At 67.7% G+C, this 19727-nt stretch carries 19 protein-coding genes and 1 tRNA gene; 16 read left to right on the top strand and 4 right to left on the bottom strand.

Annotation, left to right across the window (positions count from 1 at the left end; genetic code table 11):
• The first annotated feature begins 135 nt into the window (after positions 1-135).
• The 5 genes from A4R44_RS09590 (at position 136) to A4R44_RS09570 (ending at position 4289) form a co-directional block, all read left to right on the top strand.
• The gene (locus A4R44_RS09590; protein ID WP_067578409.1) at positions 136-510 is read left to right on the top strand and encodes an FKBP-type peptidyl-prolyl cis-trans isomerase; all 375 of its coding nucleotides are present in this window, start codon (positions 136-138) and stop codon (positions 508-510) included.
• A 121-nt stretch (positions 511-631) separates the two neighbouring features.
• Positions 632-1390, top strand: a complete 759-nt coding sequence (locus A4R44_RS09585; RefSeq protein ID WP_067578407.1) for a trypsin-like serine protease — start codon at positions 632-634, stop codon at positions 1388-1390.
• Positions 1391-1514: 124 nt separating this feature from the next.
• The gene (locus tag A4R44_RS09580) at positions 1515-2249 is read left to right on the top strand and encodes a trypsin-like serine protease (RefSeq protein WP_067578405.1); all 735 of its coding nucleotides are present in this window, start codon (positions 1515-1517) and stop codon (positions 2247-2249) included.
• Between the two features lie 36 nt (positions 2250-2285).
• A complete protein-coding gene (locus A4R44_RS09575) occupies positions 2286-2621 on the top strand; it encodes a hypothetical protein (RefSeq protein ID WP_067578403.1) in 336 nt (111 codons plus the stop codon).
• Between the two features lie 48 nt (positions 2622-2669).
• Positions 2670-4289 carry a hypothetical protein gene (locus A4R44_RS09570; protein ID WP_067578402.1) on the top strand — a complete coding sequence of 540 codons (1620 nt, stop codon included), beginning with the start codon at positions 2670-2672 and terminating at the stop codon, positions 4287-4289.
• Here A4R44_RS09570 and A4R44_RS09565 read toward each other — a convergent pair whose 3' ends face one another.
• Positions 4290-6353, bottom strand: a complete 2064-nt coding sequence (locus tag A4R44_RS09565) for a hypothetical protein (RefSeq protein ID WP_157904842.1) — start codon at positions 6351-6353, stop codon at positions 4290-4292.
• Positions 6354-6370: 17 nt separating this feature from the next.
• Complete coding sequence (locus A4R44_RS47800; protein WP_157904841.1) at positions 6371-6664, bottom strand: hypothetical protein; 294 nt, start codon at positions 6662-6664, stop codon at positions 6371-6373.
• Positions 6665-7242: 578 nt separating this feature from the next.
• Between A4R44_RS47800 and A4R44_RS50120 the strand changes: the two genes are divergently transcribed.
• From A4R44_RS50120 to A4R44_RS09540, 5 genes are all read left to right on the top strand, one after another.
• Positions 7243-7485, top strand: a complete 243-nt coding sequence (locus tag A4R44_RS50120) for a helix-turn-helix domain-containing protein (protein ID WP_067578741.1) — start codon at positions 7243-7245, stop codon at positions 7483-7485.
• Between the two features lie 165 nt (positions 7486-7650).
• The gene (locus tag A4R44_RS09555; protein WP_143132379.1) at positions 7651-8088 is read left to right on the top strand and encodes a hypothetical protein; all 438 of its coding nucleotides are present in this window, start codon (positions 7651-7653) and stop codon (positions 8086-8088) included.
• Positions 8089-8123: 35 nt separating this feature from the next.
• Complete coding sequence (locus tag A4R44_RS09550) at positions 8124-8717, top strand: DUF3558 domain-containing protein (RefSeq protein WP_157904840.1); 594 nt, start codon at positions 8124-8126, stop codon at positions 8715-8717.
• Between the two features lie 2 nt (positions 8718-8719).
• Positions 8720-10009, top strand: coding sequence for a hypothetical protein (locus A4R44_RS09545; protein WP_067578394.1), 1290 nt, complete (start codon positions 8720-8722; stop codon positions 10007-10009).
• Between the two features lie 33 nt (positions 10010-10042).
• Positions 10043-10822 (top strand): ESX secretion-associated protein EspG, encoded by a 780-nt coding sequence (locus A4R44_RS09540; RefSeq protein WP_067578392.1) that lies wholly within the window; start codon positions 10043-10045, stop codon positions 10820-10822.
• 1237 nt (positions 10823-12059) lie between these two features.
• Here A4R44_RS09540 and A4R44_RS09535 read toward each other — a convergent pair.
• Positions 12060-12473: a hypothetical protein gene (locus A4R44_RS09535; protein WP_067578390.1), complete on the bottom strand. Its 414-nt coding sequence runs from the start codon at positions 12471-12473 to the stop codon at positions 12060-12062.
• A 146-nt stretch (positions 12474-12619) separates the two neighbouring features.
• On the opposite strand from A4R44_RS09535, the gene A4R44_RS09530 reads away from it, so the two are divergent.
• Positions 12620-13141, top strand: a complete 522-nt coding sequence (locus A4R44_RS09530) for a transposase (protein WP_067578388.1) — start codon at positions 12620-12622, stop codon at positions 13139-13141.
• A 260-nt stretch (positions 13142-13401) separates the two neighbouring features.
• On the opposite strand, the gene A4R44_RS09525 is transcribed toward A4R44_RS09530, so the two are convergent.
• A tRNA-Leu gene (locus A4R44_RS09525) sits at positions 13402-13484 on the bottom strand.
• 130 nt (positions 13485-13614) lie between these two features.
• Here A4R44_RS09525 and A4R44_RS09520 point away from each other — a divergent pair.
• From A4R44_RS09520 to A4R44_RS09500, 5 genes are all read left to right on the top strand, one after another.
• Positions 13615-14841 carry a DUF3662 and FHA domain-containing protein gene (locus A4R44_RS09520; RefSeq protein WP_067578740.1) on the top strand — a complete coding sequence of 409 codons (1227 nt, stop codon included), beginning with the start codon at positions 13615-13617 and terminating at the stop codon, positions 14839-14841.
• Between the two features lie 102 nt (positions 14842-14943).
• A complete protein-coding gene (locus A4R44_RS09515) occupies positions 14944-15405 on the top strand; it encodes an FHA domain-containing protein (RefSeq protein ID WP_037718919.1) in 462 nt (153 codons plus the stop codon).
• Positions 15402-16778, top strand: a complete 1377-nt coding sequence (locus A4R44_RS09510) for a PP2C family serine/threonine-protein phosphatase (RefSeq protein WP_067578386.1) — start codon at positions 15402-15404, stop codon at positions 16776-16778. Before A4R44_RS09515 ends, A4R44_RS09510 begins: the two co-directional genes overlap by 4 nt.
• Positions 16778-18265, top strand: a complete 1488-nt coding sequence (locus tag A4R44_RS09505) for an FtsW/RodA/SpoVE family cell cycle protein (RefSeq protein WP_067578384.1) — start codon at positions 16778-16780, stop codon at positions 18263-18265. Before A4R44_RS09510 ends, A4R44_RS09505 begins: the two co-directional genes overlap by 1 nt.
• Positions 18262-19725, top strand: a complete 1464-nt coding sequence (locus A4R44_RS09500) for a penicillin-binding protein 2 (RefSeq protein WP_067578383.1) — start codon at positions 18262-18264, stop codon at positions 19723-19725. Before A4R44_RS09505 ends, A4R44_RS09500 begins: the two co-directional genes overlap by 4 nt.
• The last annotated feature ends 2 nt before the right edge of the window (positions 19726-19727 follow it).

Below are 19727 nucleotides of genomic sequence, written 5' to 3'. Positions count from 1 at the left end.
CAGGGTGACCCAGCGCACGCTACCGACGGGTAGTGCACATGTGAAGAGTTTTCGCGTTTATCCCCTCGTTGGGAGTAGTCCGACTGGCGGTACTCCATCCGGCGCAGCATGTGCCCGATAGGTACGGTGAGCCCCATGAGCGTGGAAAAGCCCCAAGTCGAGCGCCCGGACGGACCGCCGCCCGCCGAGCTGCAGATCGACGACATCACTGTCGGCGACGGCCCCGAAGCCAAGTCGGGCAATGCGGTCAGCGTGCACTACGTCGGGGTCTCGCACTCCACCGGCGCGCAATTCGACGCCTCCTACGACCGCGGCGCACCGCTCGATTTCCAGCTCGGCGCCGGCCAGGTCATCCCGGGCTGGGACCAGGGAGTGACCGGCATGAAGGTCGGCGGCCGCCGCCAGCTGGTCATCCCGCCGCACCTGGCTTACGGCGAGCGCGGCGCGGGCGACGTGATCGCCCCGAACGAAACGCTGATTTTCGTGGTCGATCTCGTCGGCGTGAGCTGACCGGAAAGAAACGGGGGCAGCCGGGAAAGCCCGAACGGGCAGCCCCGGCTGATCCCCCTTTCGGGGGAACCGGAAGGCGCCTAACGTTCGCATTGAGTAGTCGTCTTCCGGAGGATATTCTATGCGTTTGCGTGCTGCCCTTTCCGCTGCCTTCCTCGCCGCCGGCGCCGCGCTAGCCGTCGCGGCTCCCGCGTCCGCGGTCGCGAACGGCAACGATGTGGCGCCCGGCGAGTATCCATTCGCGGCCAAGCTGTCCATGCCCGTCATCCCGAAGGCGGACGGCACCACCTATTCGAGCGCATGCTCGGGTTCCCTGATCGCGCCGCAGTGGATCATCACCGCCGGGCACTGTTTCCACGACGTCAATCGCAAGCCGGTTTCCGGCCCGGTGCCCTACGAGACTTCGGTGCTGCTCGGCGCGACCACCGACGAGCCGGGCAAGGGCGAGCGTCGGCAGGTCACCGAGGTACAGCAGGCGGGCATCAACGACGTCGCGCTCGCCAAGCTCGACCAGCCGGTCACCGACATCAAACCGCTGACTGTTTCGCCCGCCGCGCCGGCCAACGGCCAGAAGGTGCTGCTCGCCGGCTGGGGCAGCCTGACCGAGGTTTCGCCGAAGCCGTCGGACAAGCTGCAGCAGGGCGAGATGCAGGTGGTCAGCTCCGACGCCACCACCGCGAGCATCATCGGCGTCTCGCCGAAGAAGGACACCAGTGCCTGCAGCTACGACTCGGGCGCGCCGTACTTCGTCGACGACGGCGACAACACCGGCCGCCTCATCTCGGTCGAGTCGACCGGCCCGGACTGCCCCCACTCCACGCCGGAGACGACCGCGCGCGTCGACATCCTCAAGGAGTGGATCGCCTCGCACACCCAGTGAGGGCAAGTCGCGAGATCGGTCGGTTTTCGTCGCCCATCAAGGGAATTCCGCATCGCGGACGGTGTCGTTAGCGTGGAAGGCCGAGTTCATCGGCGTCCGCTGGTGACCCGGACGAAGGGACAGAATGCGCGTCCGCGCCGCGATCTCCGCAGCAGTTCTCCTGCCCATCCTCACCGCGAGCCCGGCCTTGGCCGTCGCCAACGGTTCTGACGTCCCAGCAGGCCAATTCGGCTTCGCCGCGAAGCTGAGCATGACCGGAATCCCGCTGCCGAACGGAAGCACGTACTCAAGCTTCTGTTCGGCAGCGCTCGTCGCACCGCAGTGGATCGTCACCACCGGCCACTGCTTCCACGACGCGAACAAGAACCGGGTGTCCGGCCCGGTGCCATACCCGACGACGGTGTCTCTCGGCCTCGTCGACGAGACCAAGGAAAAAGGCGTCCAGCGCAAGGTCACCCAGGTGCTGCAAGCCGGCCCGAACGACGTCGCGCTGGCCCAGCTCGACAGTCCGGTCTCCGAGGTCAAGCCGCTCACGGTGAACCACCTGGTGCCAGGCGTCGGACAGCAGGTGACGCTGGCAGGCTGGGGCAGCCGGACGGCGCAGAATCCGGTGCCGTCCAAACAGTTGCAGCAGGGCACGATGAAGATCTCGTCAGTCGGCGGCACGACGGTCGGCATTCACGGCGTCGCCCCGCAAGCGTCCACCAGCGCGTGCACCTACGACACGGGCGCGCCGTACTTCACCGACGGCAAACTGATCTCGATCGAGAACAACGGCCCGGACTGCCCGCACACCGGCGCGGAAACGACGTCCCGCATCGATGTGCTCGCCGAGTGGATCGACGAGCACGCGAAGTGAGTACGGTGGAGGGGCCGTCGACCTGAGGAGAGTCGCATGCCCGAGCCGATCCTGACCGCTGTCGCCACCGCGCTGGCCACGAAGGCCGCGACCGGGCTGTATGACCTGGTCAAGCGCAAGTTCTCCGGCAACAACAAGGCAACCGCGGAACTGGAGGCGGCCACCCCCGACAACCCGGCCACCGTCACCGCACTGGCCGAACGCCTCGACGAGGCCAGCCGCCAGGACCCGGAATTCGGCGCGGCGCTGCGCACCGAGTTCGAGGTGCACCAGGAAGCACGCAGCGGCGGGGTGACGAACCACGTGGGCACCGTGGCCGAAGGGGCCAAGGTCGTTCAGCTGCGTGACGTACAAGGCAATATCAGCCTCTGAGCCTTTTCCGGCGACCGGCACGGAGCGCGATCGGTAGGATCGCTCTCCGTGCCGTCGTCGTCCTACCCCGTGCCGCGCCGATGGCGCACTGTGCCCACGGAACGGACGCTGCTGGCGGTAGTGCACAACGTCACCGCGGCGACCCGGCTCTTGGACGTGCTGCCGTTGTTCGCCGGGGACCCCCGGGTGCAGGTGGTGTTCACCTGCCCGGATTCGAGCGCGTTCACCCGGGGGACCGAGGAGTACCTCGCCGCGCGCGGGATCCCGCTGGAACCGTGGGACGACGTCGTGACGGAGGACTTCGACTGGGCACTGGCGGCCAGTTACGGCGGGGATCTGCATAAATTGCGCGCTCCGTTGACGGTTTTGCCGCACGGAATGGGGTACAATAAGTTCTTGGAAACCGGAAACCGGAAACCGGAAACCGGAAACCGGAAACCGGAAACCGGAAACCGGAAACCGGTTTTCGGGTTGTCCGAACAATGGCTGATGCGCGACGGCGAGGTGATCGCCGAACATCACGTTCTGTCCCACCCCGAACAGCTCACCCGGCTGCGCCAGTACTGTCCGGAAGCCGCTGACCACGCCGTCATCGCCGGAGACTCCTGTCTGGACCGCCTGCGCGACGCGCGTGAACTACGCGAGTCCTACCGCCAAGCTCTCGGCGTAACCGGCGAGCAGACCCTGGTGCTGATCTCGTCCACGTGGGGCCAGCTCTCGTCGTACGGATCCGGCCCAGACCTCCCCGAACGGATCGCCCGGCACTTGCCGCTGGACGAATTCGCCATCGTCCTGGCCCTGCACCCGAACATCGGCCAGGGCCATTACCCGTGGCAGCTGACAATGTGGCTGCGAAAATGCGAACGCGCGGGCGTAATCATCCTCCCGGAAGAAGATCTGTGGCAATCGGCCGCAGTAGCCGCTGACGTCACCATCGGCGACCACGGCTCCGTCACCTACTACTCCGCCTGCCTGGGCACTCCAGTTCTGCTGGCTGCCGCACCACACGACGCCGTCGATCCGGACTCCCCAGTAGCCGCCCTGCTGCGCACCGCCCCCACGCTCACCGGCGAAAACCTGGCCGACCAGCTGCGCACCGCGACCCAGCCAGCAGCCCTGATCGCCGCGACCGAACTGGCCACCAGCGTCCCCGGCCAATCCGCGGCGTTGCTGACCGACCTCGGCTACCGCACGCTCCGACTGCCGCCACCGGCCGAACCAGCCGGATTCACCGCGTTCCCGCTGCCGCGCGTCCAGCGCCCAGAACCCGGCGCACAGTGGGTCCAGGTCCAAGGCGACGAAGTCACCAGATTCGCCGCCGCCTCCCCCGACGCACACCTAGTCGTCCACGTCGACGGCCCCGACCCACGCCTGCTGCGCCGAGCCGACATCGTGCTCGGCGACCGTTTCCCCGACCCAGCCCGCTGGATCGCCATCACGCTCGCCGAATTCCCCGGCTGCGAATGGGCCGCCTGCCCAGCCGGACCAGGCTGGCTGGCTGGCAGCCGAGACGGCCTGGTCGTCTCCTTCACCGCCACCGGCCTGCCGCAAGCCGTGCCGTCGCTGTTCTGCACGCGCGCTCGGCTAGGCCTCGATTTCCCCGAACAGCTGCCCTTCACCGCAGGCGGCCGCAAATACGAGGCCGAGCTCACTGTCCACTATGGATAGTCAGAACTGTTCGAGCCAGATCAGCAGATCGGTCGCCTCGGCGGTGAACCCGCGCAGCTGCGCAATGCTCAGCGCGTCCTCCGCGTGTGCTTTCGCTTGCTCGCGGAAACCACGGGCAAGCGCTGCCTCCGCCCTGGAACGTAGCGCCGCGATCCGCTCTCGGTGCATACCGAGCTGTTCGGCCGCCGAGTCGAGTTCCGCCAGCTCGGCCGCACCGTCCTCGAACGAACCGGCTTCGATCAGCTTCCGGCCCCGCCACAGGCGGATCTTGACCAGGTTGTCGGGCTCCTTCCCCAACTCCCGCTCCGCGCGAGCCAGCAGCACAGCTGCTTCCTCCGGAGCCGCGACCTTGGCCAGGTGCATCCGCGCGAGCGCGAGCCGACGCTCGTCTTGAATTTCCTCCGCGAGTTCAAGGCTGCGCCGAAGGTGCACCTCCGCCTGCTCCAACAACCGCGCGGCTTCCTCGAATCGCCCCTGCTGCCGGGCGAGCAGACCGGGCTCGAAGCAAGCCAGGCCGAGCGATTCCACCGCTGAAGCGTGTTCTCCAGGAGTCGCCGCCAACTCCGCCACCTTGGCGAACTCCTCTTGCGCCGCGGACCATTCCCGGCGCTGCATCCGAGCGAACCCCAGTTGAGTTCGCGCAAGCCCTTCCGCAAGCGGCATCGAAGCCGCCTGCGCGGCTTGTGCGGCGGCCTGGCTCACCGCGGCCAATTCGATCGGGTAACTGCCGTCCTTATAGACCGGCCACAACGCCATCGCCAGCCGGATGACGTCCTCGTGCGCGCCCTCCAGCAGCGCCGCCTCGGTCGCGGCCGCGAGGTTCGCTTGCTCGTCGAGCAACCAGGCACGAGCGTCGGCCCGGTCGAAGGAACCCGCGGTAAAGCCAGGCCACACCTTTGCCGCCCAGTTACGCGGCAACGCATTCTCCGCGACAGCCAGGCTGTGTCTGGCGTAGTACCCGATCACTGCGGCGGACAGTTCGCCAGCCAGCGTCGCAGCGTGCAATCGGGCCAGTGCGGAGATCCGGTAGCGACCGCCGACGTCTTCGATCAGCTTGACCTCGACCAGGTCTTGCAACACTTCCTCGGCGTCGAACTCGTCCAGGCTGAGCACCGCGGCAACGGTCTCCGGCCGCACGTCGCCGTCGCCCGGGTGCGCACCGAAGAACCGGTACACCGCACGCGCGTCCTGGGACAACGACTCGTAGGCAGCGTCGAACACCGGGCTGGCCAGCGCACCCTTTTGCCGAATCCGTGCGATCAGCCGCCCCAGCGGCCAGTTCGGGAACCTCCGCAACAGCGAGCCCGCGACGTTCAATTCGGCGGCGGACCCGGCGCAGATCCGGATCAGTTCGTCCCTGCTCTCCGGCTCCGCGGTGAATCGTTCCTCTCCGACCAACGCGCTCAGCACGCCGAGCGCCGCCTCGCGGCTCAACGGTTCGAGATCAACTTCCCGCGCGGAGTACCGGCTCTGCAACGCCGCGAGCCCCGAGCCGACCACGAGCACGTAGGACCCGGCGCGCGTCGGCAGCAGCGGCTTCACCTCGGCCGCGCTCAACGCGTCGTCGACCAGCAGCCCGACCCGGAACTTCGCGGTCTGGGCACGCCACATCGCCGATCGTGCTTCGAGGCTCGCCGGCATCTCGTCCGGCTGATACCCCACCATGGACAGCAGTTCGGCCAGCACATCGGTGCCCGCCCGATGCCCCAGCCGCACCGAGAAGAACCGGTCGAAGCCGTCCAGGTGCTGGTGAAACCAGGTTTCGCACAGGGTGGTGCGCCCACTGCCCGGCGCGCCCCGCACGATCGCGATCGTGACTCGATCGAGCGCCTCGTCATGGATCCGGGTGAGCGCGGCCAGTTGGCTCTCGTTGTTCCGGTAGTGCTCCGGAGGTGCCGCCGCCTGCAACGACGGCACTGCGGGTTCCCGCGGTTCGCTGAAATACACGTTGCCGTAGATGTTCCGCGCCTGGAGGACCGTGTCCGCCTGGCCGTCGAAGTAGTTCCCGTCGCGCACCGTTTCCCCCGCCCAGCTGGTCCAGTCCAAGGCTACCGGAAATGTCACAGTCCGTGTCCAGAACTTCACCCCGGCCTGCCTCGGCGACTCAGCCCGCCGAGAACAGCACCATCGCTCCGTCTTTCCCAGTACAGACAAGCCGGCGACGGACTCCATTGCGGGCAGTTCTTCCCCTGCCCAAGCCACACCTCCACCGCGATCTCGCCGCTGTACCGCGTCAACCGCTCCGCCACCGAAAACGCCTGCCCGCCGCGCGGCCCGCCAGCCATCGCAATCACCTTGCCCCGCCGGTTGCGAACGCCGACGAAATCCCACGCTGCCACCACCGGCAAAACAAGCTGGGCCAGCACCTCAAGCACGACCTCCGCGACGCACCCAGCGACCGGTCCGCCCCGCGAGCCCGATGCCCCCTGGCCAGCCGAACCTTGCCCCGTCCCACCCGGCTGCCCCGCACCGGCTCGCCCCAGCCGGCTTCGAAGTACGACCTGACCCGATTCTCCATCAGCCCCTGGCCGTGTACTTGCTCAACGTGCGGTGATGGGAAGAAGAGCCGAAATACAATAATCAGGTTAATTGGATTGAGGAGCATCGCAACGACCGGAAGCCCGGAGCTGCCAGGTGTTTGGCGGCGGTCAAGGCGAGGCGGTCGGGCCAGCACCGGACGCGCACGTCGTCCGGGTCCCACCACTCCGAGCCCTTGTTCCCGGGCATGCCTCCGTTCGTTGACTCCGTACAGGACCGTCAGCTGGCCAACAAGGGCATCGCCGCGGAGAACGCGGAGGTCGTTCGCCTGAAACGGTGCGCCATCCCGCGTCGCTCTCCCCGCTTGCCAACGTGTTCGGGCGTAATCCATCGCCGGGCCGACATCCCTCCCGACAGCCCGTTGCCTCTCTTTATGCAGCAGATCCGGACAAAAAGCAAAGACCTCCAGGATGACTTGACTATCGGTTGCGATCTGAGTCGTTCGGGTGATCTTGCCGCCCGAACCCGGCTTCGCCACGACCGCCGCAGGTCGTTCACCGCACTGGCCGAACGGACGGGGCTGTCCCGGCAGACCGTGATGGACATCGAGCACGGCAAACCCGTCTGGACCCTGGCGACCGGGCTCTCCTACGACCAGCTGTTCTCCCCGATGTGCAACGGCCACACGCCGCCGCGCACGGAACCAGACGCCCGCTGACTGCAAAACAGCCCTGTGCCGCCAGCCGAAGCCGCCCGAATCGCAGGCACCACTCCGGTCGTGCCCCGATCTCCGCAGTTCACGGGACACAGGGTGGCGGTTTGGCTACCATCGGTTCGGCTCAGTGAAGCTATGGGCGGGGCTAGCCGCAAGGGGAGGATGCAGATGGCTGGACAGGCGACACCACCAGGCGATACCGGTGCGATCGGAATGCTCACCGGAGCGAGCTTTTTCGTCGCCGACGGCCCGTCCGGAGGCGGCGGCGGCGCGTCCGGCGGAGGCGGTGCACCCGGCTTCTATCTGAGCAAGGACGCCATGACCGCCGAACTCACGAACCTCCAGAACCTGCAGACGCGCATCGATTCTCAAATCGAAAAGGCCGTCCCAATGTGGAGCATCGTGCCGCCCGGGAAAGACCCGGCTTCGCTGCGGAACACCGACGCCAGCAACAACTCGGGGAACTACTACCGCGGCCACCTGATGCGGCAAAGCGCCTACCTCGGCTCCGTCATTCAGAAGATGAAAGACGCCCTTGGCATCCACGACGCGCACGACCAGCAAGCAGGCAAGGACATCACCAAACAGGGCGAAGGACACTTCTGATGCGTTCGACCGGTTTCCGGATTTCGTTGCTGGCGTTGGCGCTGACCGCCGGGCTGGTGGCGTGCAGCGGAAGCGGCGGGAAAGCCGACCCTCCGGGGCAGCCGCTGCCCAGTTCCGGATCATCAAGCGGCGATGCTCAGCAGCCTTCCTCAGCAGCCCCGAAGATCGCGAACCCGCTGCCCGCATCGGTCGTCCAGGGCGATCCCTGCAAGGTGCTGACGGATGCGCAAGTGAAAGCCCTGTTCTCTGGTGCGTCGCCTGCGGTGCAACCGTCCGAGGACACGGGCGTCGCCAAGCAATGCCGCTGGTCCAATCCGAGCCGGGGTTCGGGCATCGGCGTGCAGCTCGTGTACGCGTGGAAAGACGGCCTCGGCCACGTCTACGCGAAGAAAAACGAGGGATTCTTCAAAGAGCTGGCTCCCGTCCAGGGCTACCCGGTTGTCGCCTACGGGCCGAGTGACGACCGCTCGACCGGGCGGTGCAGCGTCGCCATCGGCATCGCAGACGACGCCGCATTCGAGATCGACGTCAAGCTGGCCAACGACCAGGTCGGATCGTCGGCCGATCCCTGCCAAGACGCCCAGCACGTCGCCGACCTCGCCGTCACCACGCTGAAGGGCGGTGCGTGACAATGAGCTTCATCGCAGACAGGTTCAACGAGTTCCTGAAGCAGATGCAGGCCGAGGGGAACATCGTCCTTCCGGGCGAGCTGGTGCGTCGAGTGAAAGCCGGGCCTGGGCCAGACAGTCTCGGGCAGGCTCAGCACGCCGCGTTGCAGCAATCGACTGAGCAGCAGGGCATCGAGTCCGACACCCTGACGGCGGTCGGCCGGCTGGAGGCCGCCTGGTCAGGGCAGAGCGGCGACGCGGCACGGGGATCGTTGAAGCCGTTGGCGGACGTGGCGACCTCTGCGTCGCTGGCATTGCACGACAGTCAGAACACCCTCGCCGACCAAGGGCATGCGTTCACCTCGACCCGGGATTCGATGCAGGACGTGTCCGACGATCCGCCGTCCCGGTCCGGGTGGGACGTGGCGACTCCGTGGGACACCGACAACGAAGACAAGATCAACCAGCGGAATGCCGCCGTCCAGCAGAACAACTCCCGGTACCAGGAGTACACCAGCACCAGCGACGGCCACGCGCAAAAGATGCCGGTCGACTACGGGCAAGTCCCCGATTCCTCCGACGGCACCTACGGCCTCGCTCCGCAGCAGGGACCGGTCGAGCACCCGGTGGACCCGCAGAAGGAAAGCTCCACCCCGTACCCGTCCAGCCATTCCTACGGCCAGACCGACCAGCGCGGCTCGGGGACCGCGCCGCAGCCAGGGTCGTATGCGCCGCAGCCTGGGCACGGCGGGGTGCCCGGCGGTCAACAGCAGCCTCAGCCCTACGTGCCTGCGGCCGCGTACGACGACGGCACCCGCACGTCCGGCTACGTCCCTCCCAGCTCGACCGGCGTCGGCAATACGCCCCTTCAGTTCGGCCCTGGCGGCACCGCCTATGTGCCCAGCACCGCGCCGGGCGGTTCCAGCAGCTACAACAGCCCCGGTTACCTCGGCGGCGTGCCCGCGTCCTTCGGGCCCGTCGGTGGAACCGGAGCACCCGGTTCGGGCGGCAGCGGACCAGGTGGCCCTGGCTCATTCGTTCGCGGCGGCTCGGGAGGAGCGCCCGGTCAGGGCGGGTCAAGCGGCGCGGGCCGGTTCGGCGAACCGGAGCCCGGTGCGCGCGGCGGAGCAGCGGGCACCGGTGTTCCCGGAGCCAAGGGCGCCAACGGCATGCCGATGGCCGGAGGCGCGGGCAAGGGCGGCAAAGGCGAAGAGGACAAGGAAAAGAAGGCCGCGTCCTACTTGCAGGAAGCCGACCCGAATTCCTTGTTCGGCTACGACGGCAAGGCCACGCCGCCGGTCATCGGCAAGTAAGCAGCATCAGCTGTATCGAGGGGAAACAACGTGATGCTGCTCGACGGACCAGTGACCCTGCCGCGCCTGGCGGTCGCGAAAGCCTGGGAATGGGAACGAATCGGCCCGGCTCATCCGGTGCTGGGCATTGTCGACGTCTGGGTCGAGGACGGCGCCGCCGCGCGCCTGGACGACCTCACCCGGCAGGTGCTGGCCGAACCCGGGTTCTACAACCTGCGCACCAAGCGGGTCAGCGGAGAGTTCCGCGACCTGATGCTGGCGATCGCGAACGCCGACGCCGAATGCTACGCCTGGTCGGCCGACCGGCACGGCCGCGACCGCGCCCTGCTCGCGGTCCTGACCGGCCGCAGCGCCGTGCTGGCCACCGTCGAGGACGAGCAGCTCACCCTGACAGCGATCGGCGCGAACCAGCTCGTCCGCGCCGTCGTCGACCAACTGCCCGACTTCCCGGCCGCGAACATTCGCGAGTTCACCGTACCTAAAGCCGAGTACGACGGGAACGCTGGCCACAGCAACGAATCGTACGACCTCGACACCAGCAGCGACTACACCGTCACCACCCCGGCAGACCAGCTCCGCGCCGTCATGGGGTCCCGGCGAGAAGCCAGCCACCAGCTCTACGTCGCCGCCCGCACCGGAGACCGCCGGGTATCCAGCATGCCGCTGACCGCCGTGGACAGCTTCGACCACGGCCGCGTACTCACATACCTCCGCGACAGCCCCCACGGCGACGTCGACATCGTCTGCGGCCCCGGAAACCCCGGCTACATCGCCGGAACCCTCGACAACACCCTCCGCTTGATCCGGACCTGATCAAGCGTTGCTTTCCGACGAAGAGGAGGCCTCGCGATGGCTCGCGAGTACGGCTCACATCTGCGCGAAACCGTGACCTACCCCTGCGAAACCTGCGGTACGGGTGCCGCCGACTTTTTACCGGGCAAGCTGGTCACGGCTGACGACGGCACAGAGTTGGAACGCCGCCGATGCGCAGACTGCAATACGGAAATCGGCCGCCCGCCACGAATCTGGGTGTCAGCAGGCAACGGAGACGGCGATACGTACCCTGGCTGACTGCCGGGCTGCCTGCAAACGGCACCGAGCCACGCTGCGGCCGCAGCTCCTCAAGACCCGACGTGGCACCAATCGGCCGAGTCAGCACGCCAAGATTGTTGATGTTTGAGGCCCGTGTTTCGCGCCCAGCGCTTTTTTGGCGCATGAATGTCAGCGCAGTTCTTCGTCGATTGCGTTGATGAGGTCGTTGAGCGTGTCGCACGCGGTCCAGATTCGTTCCAGGCTGTTGCGCATGCCGATGCGGTAATATAAGCCACTCTCCCGGATCTGCCTGCCGCCCGGCCTACCGAACATCACCTCTGCCCGGCTGCGTACCACCTGGGCCGCAACAGTTCTCGGCGCAGGAGCCCCCTCCGAGAATTCACGGCGCTCTACGGATCCGTCAGCACCCAAACGCTCGGCGACCTACTGCCGTTCCTGCGCAACGCTGACCACCACGCGGTAACGCGTCTCGTCGTGGAGGCGGCCGACTAGCCATGGCCGCCGGACCGCTCCCGCTGAACCGTGCCCCTGGCGCCGGCTGTCGCCGAGTCAGAAGTGGCATCGTGCAGTGCGGGCGGTCGAGCAGTCCGGCCTCCTGCCGATCGTCTCGGCCAACGTCGAGTTCAGCAACGGCAGGCCGCGACCATTCTCCGTGCGCACTGCTCATCGGCCTGGCCCTGCACGGCATCGAATGCGCGTTGAGCGGCCGGGACATGGTTTTGACCCAGGCGGTGGACACCCTCGCCGACATTCACCCCGCCAAACAGCGCGACCTGGGATCATCGACGAGACCGGCTACCGCAGGTTCTGGCACCGGTTCACGCTCCTCGCCACGACCATCGAAACCACCGGATTGGCGTTGCCCGGCGAAGACCGGCGCATGGACATCCACGAAGTTGTGTCCATGGTGATCGACCTATACCGCCCGTTCGTCGCTATCGACGGCACCGATTTCGAGACGTGGGCACGACGACGGTCCTGGGGCAAGACACCCGAGCTAGACCCCGACCGAGAACTGCCCGACGACATCGAAACCGTCCCGAACGGTGCCGTCTCCGAGTCCGACGGCAAACCCCTGCACACCAAAGACCCCGACGCTCGCGAAGGCCACCGCAGCGGGAAAAACGGCAGCCCCGGCAACATCTACACCGGCTCCGAAACCCACCTCGCCACCCAAATCCCCGCCGTGGGCGAGGACGCCGACGTCGTACCCCACATCGTCCTCGGCATGCACCTCGTCCCGGCCAGCAGCCACCGAGGAACAGCAGCCGTCAAGCCCGTCGACTCCGTCGTCGCCCGTGGCCGCGAAATCCGGGAGATCGCCGCGGACCGCGGCTACACCCCCTGTAAACCGGAAAGCTTCGTCTGGCCGCTGTGGCAACGCGACCTCGACGCCATCGGCGACCTGCACCCCACCCAACGCGGAACCACCCCTGGACCGCGAAACCCGGCACGCTCTGGCTCGACGACGGCACCTACTCCGAAGCCCTCCCTGCCGGACTCCGCGACCTCCCCGGCTTCAAACGCAAGCAAGACTCCGCGTCAGATACGACAAACGTGTCCTACGTCTTTACGTCGCACAGCGCCCGCGACAAGGACGGCTACCAGCGGCTCAAAGGCCCCGCCGTCGCAGGCAAAGTCCGCTGCCCGAACGTTCCACGGTCCATGCGACTGTCACACGCCCGACCGACCACCGCATGCACACCGGGCAAACCCTGCGGCCTGACCGTCACAGTCGCACCCACCGACCACCCCCGCGAACGCCAACGCACCGTCTGGGCACAGGACTACCACCGCCGCAACGCCATCGAATCCACCAACGCCGAACTCAAAACCCACCGCATGCACCTCGAACTCGGCTTCACCCGAGTCTTCGGCACCGTCAAGAACAATCGCCTGCTGGTCTTCGCGATGCTCGGCTACAACCTCGTCAAGCTCCGCCACTGGCACGCCTTGCGCTACCTGCCCGACCCCTGGGCCCAATTCCTCCACGAACCAGACACCACCCCCGCGCCTCCGAAACCGACACGAGTCCGAGCCCGACGCCGTGCAAACGTCCTCGGCGATCCACTCGGCTGACCTTCTATCCCACTCCCGCGAACCCGAATCACACCGGCCGATCAGGCGGTAACCCCTGCCCGGAATCCGGCCACATCAGCCGCTGGCCCCGGTTCGACGCCTCCCGCAGGACACCCCGCCCAGGAAAATGTGTCCTGGACCACTCCCGTCGACCGGGTGAGCCGCAGCCAGACAGCCCCGCAACGCAAAACTCCCGCCCGGCCAGAGCCGAGCGGGAGTTCTGTAAACCGACCTGCGGACCTTCTGTGAAGATCCCACGGTGGGCGAGGAGGGAGTTGAACCCTCACGTCCTTTCGGACACACGGACCTGAACCGTGCGCGTCTGCCATTCCGCCACTCGCCCGAGTTGCTTCCTTGCGGCAGCCAGCAAAGCTTAGCAGGGCCTTCTGACAGGTTTCACCGGGGGCATGCCCAACCCTTCCTCCCCCGGATAGGATCGATGCGGAAGCACACGTGTGAGGAGGTTGTCCCCGGTGGGTCGCGTTGAGCGCTTTGACAGGCGACTCGAGAACCTGGTGGGGAATACTTTCGCGCGCATGTTCGGCGGCAACGTCGTCACGCAGGAAGTGGCGGTTGCGCTCGAGAGGGAAGGCGAGGAGAACGTTCGTGAGCTGGCAGGCGGTCGGCAGCTCGCCCCGAATCACTACATCGTGTCGTTGGGGGCGGCTGACCACGATCGCATGGCCGGCGATGAGCAGCGGGTCACCGGGGTTCTCGCGAGGGCGGTGGCGGAACACCTCGCCGCGCAGGGCTGGGACACCTATGGTGACGTCGTCGTATCACTCGAGCGCAACGAGGCGCTGCATACTGGACAGTTCAAGACCCGTTCGTCCGTCGATCCCGACGCCCGCGACACTGCGGGGGAAGGGCCGTCGCGGTCGGCACGACCCAGCAACGCAGGAGACCCACCAATGAGCCAGCCCCCCGGCTACGGCCAATACGACCAGGGTGACCCGTACGGCCAGCAGGGCCAGTACGGCTACGGACAGCAGGGTGGCCAGCAGCCCGGGTACGACCAGGGTTATGGCGGTCAGCCGCAGCAGGGCTACGACCAGGGCTACGGCGGCCAGCCCCCCGCGCAGGGCTACGACCAGTACGGCGGCCAGGGTCAGCCCGGGTACGACCAGGGCTACGGCGGGCAGCCGCAGCAGGGTTACGACCAGGGTTACGGGCAGCCGCCCGCGCAGGGCTACGACCAGGGTTACGGCGGCCAGGCTCCGCAGGGCGGGTACGACCAGGGCTACGGGCAGCCGCAGCAGGGCTATGACCAGGGTTACGGGCAGCCGCCCGCGCAGGGCTACGACCAGGGTTACGGGCAGCAGGGCGGGTACGACCAGTACGGCGGCCAGCCGCAGGCGGCCTACGGGCAGGACCCGTACGCGCAGCAGGGCGCTCCGGCCCCGGGCCGCCAGCTTCAGGCGAGCCTCCAGCTGGACGACGGCTCCAACCGCACCTACTCGCTGAAGCAGGGCGGCAACGTCGTCGGCCGCGGGCAGGACGCGGACTTCCGGCTCCCGGACACCGGCGTTTCGCGGCGGCACCTGGAGATCACCTGGGACGGGCAGAGCGCGACGCTCGCCGACATCGGGTCGACCAACGGGACCACGGTCAACGGCACTCCGGTGCAGACGTGGCAGCTGGCGGACGGCGACGTGATCCGGGTGGGTCATTCGTCTCTGGTGTTCCGAACCCAGGGCTGATCGCAGACCGTCCACAGGGTTCCCGCAGAATTGTCATGCGGGGGGAACCGCGGCGCGCGTGGCGCCGCGGCTTGCAGGCACAGGCGGGAGCGGACACAACAAGTGCCAGAGCTGGTCGTTCAACTCACCAGAGTGGGCTTTCTCGTGCTGCTCTGGCTCTTCGTGTTCGCCGCGCTCCGAGTCGTGCGCTCGGACCTCTACGCCGCGTCGGGCCTCCGGGTCCAGGTGCCCTCCTTCCGCCGGAACAAAGAGAAGAAGCCGCGGGGCAGCAAGGCCCCGCAGCAACTCCTCGTCACACACGGGGCCCTCGCCGGCACCCGCATCGCGCTCGACGGGCGGCCGATCCTCATCGGCCGGGCCGACGACTCGACGCTGGTGCTCGACGACGACTACGCATCGACCCGGCACGCCCGGATCGCGCTGCGCGGGGAGGACTGGTACGTGGAAGATCTGGGCTCGACGAACGGGACCTATCTCGACCGGGCTAAGGTCACTGCACCCCTCCGGGTCCCGCTCGGAGTCCCCATCCGGATCGGCAAGACGGTGATCGAGCTTCGCCCATGACTCTCGTCCTCCGCTACGCGGCCCGCAGCGACCGGGGCCTGGTGCGTTCCAACAACCAGGACTCCGTGTACGCCGGCCCGCGTCTCCTCGCGCTCGCCGACGGCATGGGCGGGCACGCCGCAGGTGAGGTGGCCAGCAAGGTCGTCATCGCCTCGCTCGCCCCGCTCGACGACGACGAGCCGGGCGACGACCTGCTCGCCCAGCTTCGCGAAGCCGTCCAGAACGGCAACGCGGCGATCGCCGAGCTGGTGTCCCAGGACCCGGATCTGGACGGGATGGGCACCACGCTCACCGCTGTCTTGTTCGCGGGAAGCAGACTTGGTCTGGTCCACGTGGGCGATTCGCGCGCGTATCTGATGCGCGGCGGGCAGTTCGCCCAAATCACCCGCGACGACAGCTTCGTCAACGAACTGCTCGAACAGGGCCGCATCACGCCGGAAGAAGCCGCGGTGCACCCGCAGCGGTCGCTGCTGCTCAAGGCGCTCACCGGACACGAGGTCGAGCCGAGCCTGACCGTGCGCGAGGCGCGTCCCGGTGACCGGTACCTGATTTGCTCCGACGGTTTGTCCGGAATGGTCAGCGACGAAACGCTCGCCGAGGCCGTGCAGATCCCGGATCCGCAGGATTGCGCCGACCGGATGATCGAGCTGGCGCTCAAGGGCGGCGGCACGGACAACGTGACCGTCATCATCGCCGACGTGGTCGACGTCGATTTCGGCGACGACGCCCCGATCGTGGGCGGAGCCGCGGGCGACGGCAGCGACGAGATGCATCAGGGGGACTCCCCCGCGGCGAGGGCGCGCGCGCTGACTCAGCCGTCGCCGCAGCCGCGACCGGAGCAGCAGGCTCCACCGGAGGACCCGAAAGCGAAACGGCGGAAACGGTTCCGCTGGCTCGTGGGGGCGGTCGTGGTGCTGATCGTGCTGGGCGCCGCCGCGATCGCGACTCGATACTTCGTGCTCAGCCAGTACTACGTCGGAGAAGGCCCCGATCAGGAGGTCGTGATCTACCGCGGCGTCCCGGGCAGCATCCTCGGCATCGACCTGCACTCGCTCGAGCAGGGCTCGTGCCCGCCGGGCCAGCTGTGCACCGACAAGCTCCGCGTCTCCGCGTTGCAGGAGGACGCGCGGATCGCCGTGCAGAACGGCGTGAAGCGCGAAAGCCTCGACGACGCGCGCAAGTACATCGACGATTTCCTGCGCCTCAAGAAGAAGCTGTCGGACTGCAAACCGGCCAATCCTCCGGGCACCCCGCAGTCGGGCGCGCCCTCGTCCAGCGTGGCGCCGCCGGGCGGCACGCCTTCGTCGGCGAACCAGCCTGCGGGGAGGGACTGCTCGACGGCGGGTACGCCGCCGACGGGGGGCGGTAACTGATGGGCCAGCCACTGGCCGACCCGACGTCCGCCCAGTTCGCCACGAATCCGCCGCGAGACCTCCCCAAGCGCAGGGGCACGGAGCTGGCGTTGCTGGCGTTCGCGGCGGGCATCGTCACGCTCGCGCTGGTCATCGTCGAGGCCAACCAGGAGCAGGAGCTGACGCTCTCGATCCTGTGGGTGGGTCTCGCTTACCTCGGCGTACTCGCCACGACGCACCTCGCCGTGCGCCGGTGGGCCCCGTACGCCGACCCGGTACTGCTGCCGTGCGTCGCGCTGCTGAACGGGATCGGGCTGGTGATGATTCACCGGCTCGACCTGGCGAAGGCCGAGTCGCAAGCGCAGCGGGGCTACGACTACACCCCGGAAATCACCAAGCAGCTGCTGTTCACCGCGGTCTCGCTGGTGCTGTTCGTGATCGTGCTGGTGGTGATCAACGACCACCGCACGCTGACCCGCTACAGCTACATCTGCGGCCTGGTCGGGCTCGGCGCGCTCGCGCTGCCCGCGGTGCTGCCCGCCAGCCTGTCCGAGGCGGGCGGCGCGAAGGTGTGGCTGAAGCTGCCGTTCCTCTCGATCCAGCCGGGCGAGTTCGCGAAGCTGCTGCTGATGGTCTTCTTCGCGTCGTTCCTGGTGTCCAAACGCGACTTGTTCATGGTGGCGGGCAAGAAATTCCTCGGCGTGGAACTGCCGCGCGCTCGTGATCTGGGCCCGATCCTGATCGCCGCCGCCGTCGCGATCGGCGTGCTGGTGTTCGAGAAGGACCTCGGCACGTCGCTGCTGTATTTCAGCATCATCCTGGTGATGCTCTACGTCGCGACCGAGCGCGCGATCTGGGTCGTGGTCGGGCTGACCTTCTTCGTCGGCGGCTGCCTCATCGCCTACAACCTCTTCGGCCACGTCCAGCAGCGCGTGGAGAACTGGCTCAACCCCACCGGCCCGCGCTACGACGTGCTGGGCGGCAGCTACCAGCTCGCGCAGGGCCTGTTCGGCCTCGGCACCGGCGGTGTCGGCGGCACCGGGCTCGGCGCGGGCCGTCCGGACATCCCGCCCGCCGCGAGCACCGACTTCATCACCGCCGCGATCGGCGAGGAACTCGGTTTCATCGGGCTGGCCGCGGTGCTGGTGCTGTACATGCTGCTGGCGATGCGCGGCATGCGCAGCGCGCTGGCCGTGCGCGACACGTTCGGCAAACTGCTCGGCGGCGGGCTCGCCTTCACCATCGTGATCCAGATCTTCGTAGTCGTCGGCGGCGTCACCGCGCTCATTCCAGAAACCGGCGTCACCGCGCCGTTCCTGTCCTACGGCGGCTCTTCGCTGCTGGCGAACTACATCCTGGTCGCCCTGATGCTGCGCATTTCGGACGCGGCGCGCAGGCCGGCCTCCCGGCCGAAGCCGCAGCAGCCGCAGGCTCCGATCGCCGAGGCGCACACCGTCATGGTGCGGCGTCCGCCAGCCGAAGGCGACCCGAACGGGAGGACCGCGTGAACGCCCCCCTGCGCAAGGTCGGCATGGCGATGCTCGCGATGATCGTGCTGCTGCTGGCCAACATCACCTACGTCCAGGTCATCAAGGCCGACACCTACCGCACCGATCCGCGCAACCAGCGCGTGCTCTACGACGAGTACTCCCGTCAGCGCGGCCAGATCGTCACCCCGGACGGCACCGTGCTCGCCGGCGTGAAGCCCTCGACCGACAAGTTCAAGTTCTTCCGCACCTACGCCGACGGCCCGATGTACGCCCCGGTGACCGGGTACTACTCGATCAACTACGGCGCGGGCGGGCTGGAGCGCGCCGAGGACGACGTGCTGAATGGGTCGGACCCTCGGCTGTTCGTGCGCAGGCTCTCGGACATGGTCACCGGCCGCGATCCGCGCGGCGGCAACGTGAAGCTCACCATCGACCCGAAGGTGCAGAAGGCCGCCTACGACCTGATGACGCAGCGCGGCTACACCGGCGCGGTGGTCGCGATGGAGCCGAAGACCGGCCGGATCCTGGCGATGGTCTCGACCCCCTCGTACGACCCGAACCAGCTCGCGACGCACGGCACCGACCAGAACAAGGCGTGGGACGCCTACTCCAAGGACCCGAAGAACCCGATGCTGAACCGGGCGATCTCGGAGAACTATCCGCCGGGGTCGACGTTCAAGATCGTCACCGCCACCGCGGCGCTGGAGAGCGGGATCGGCCCGGACACCCAGATCAACACCGCACCGAACGTCCAGCTGCCGGGCACGAACCGGACGCTGGAGAACTACGGCGGCGAAACCTGCCCTGGCAACACGTTCAAGGATGCGCTGGCGCATTCGTGCAACGTCCCGTTCGCGACCTTCGCGGGCCAGCTCGGCGCGGACAAAATGAAGGCGGCCGCGACCAACTTCGGGATCGGGCAGACCGACCTGACCGTGCCGATGCGGGTCGTCGGCTCGACCGTCGGCGCGCTCGACTCGCCGGGTGCGCTCTACCAGAGCGGCATCGGCCAGCGCGACGTCCGGCTCACCCCGCTGCAGGACTGCCTGCTCTCGGCGACCGTCGCGAACAACGGCTACGCGATGAAGCCGCAGCTGATCCAGTCGATCCTGGCCCCGGACCTGTCGACGGTCGAGAACGTCGACCCGGAGCAGCTCACCGGCAAGCCCGCGCTGTCGCCGGAGAACGACAAGATCCTCACCGACATGATGATCGCGTCGGAGTCCTTCACCAAGGGCGGCGGCAAGAACGACGCGCTGAAGATCGCGTCGAAGACCGGTACCGCCGAGCACGGCGTCGACTCGAAGAACACCGCGCCGCACGCGTGGTACACCGCGTTCGCGCCGTCGGACAACCCGCAGATCGCCGTGTCGGTCATCGTCGAGAACGGCGGCAACCGCGGTCTCGCCGCGACCGGCGGCTCGGTGGCCGCCGAGATCGGCCGTGCCGCCATCGCCGCCCGGCTCGGGGGTGGATAGCC

Origin of the sequence: Amycolatopsis sp. M39, from assembly GCF_001651785.1 — a bacterium.
Lineage (GTDB): Bacteria > Actinomycetota > Actinomycetes > Mycobacteriales > Pseudonocardiaceae > Amycolatopsis > Amycolatopsis rubida.
Note: the sequence above shows the minus strand (reverse complement) of the source record. Positions and strands in the feature narration are given on the sequence as shown.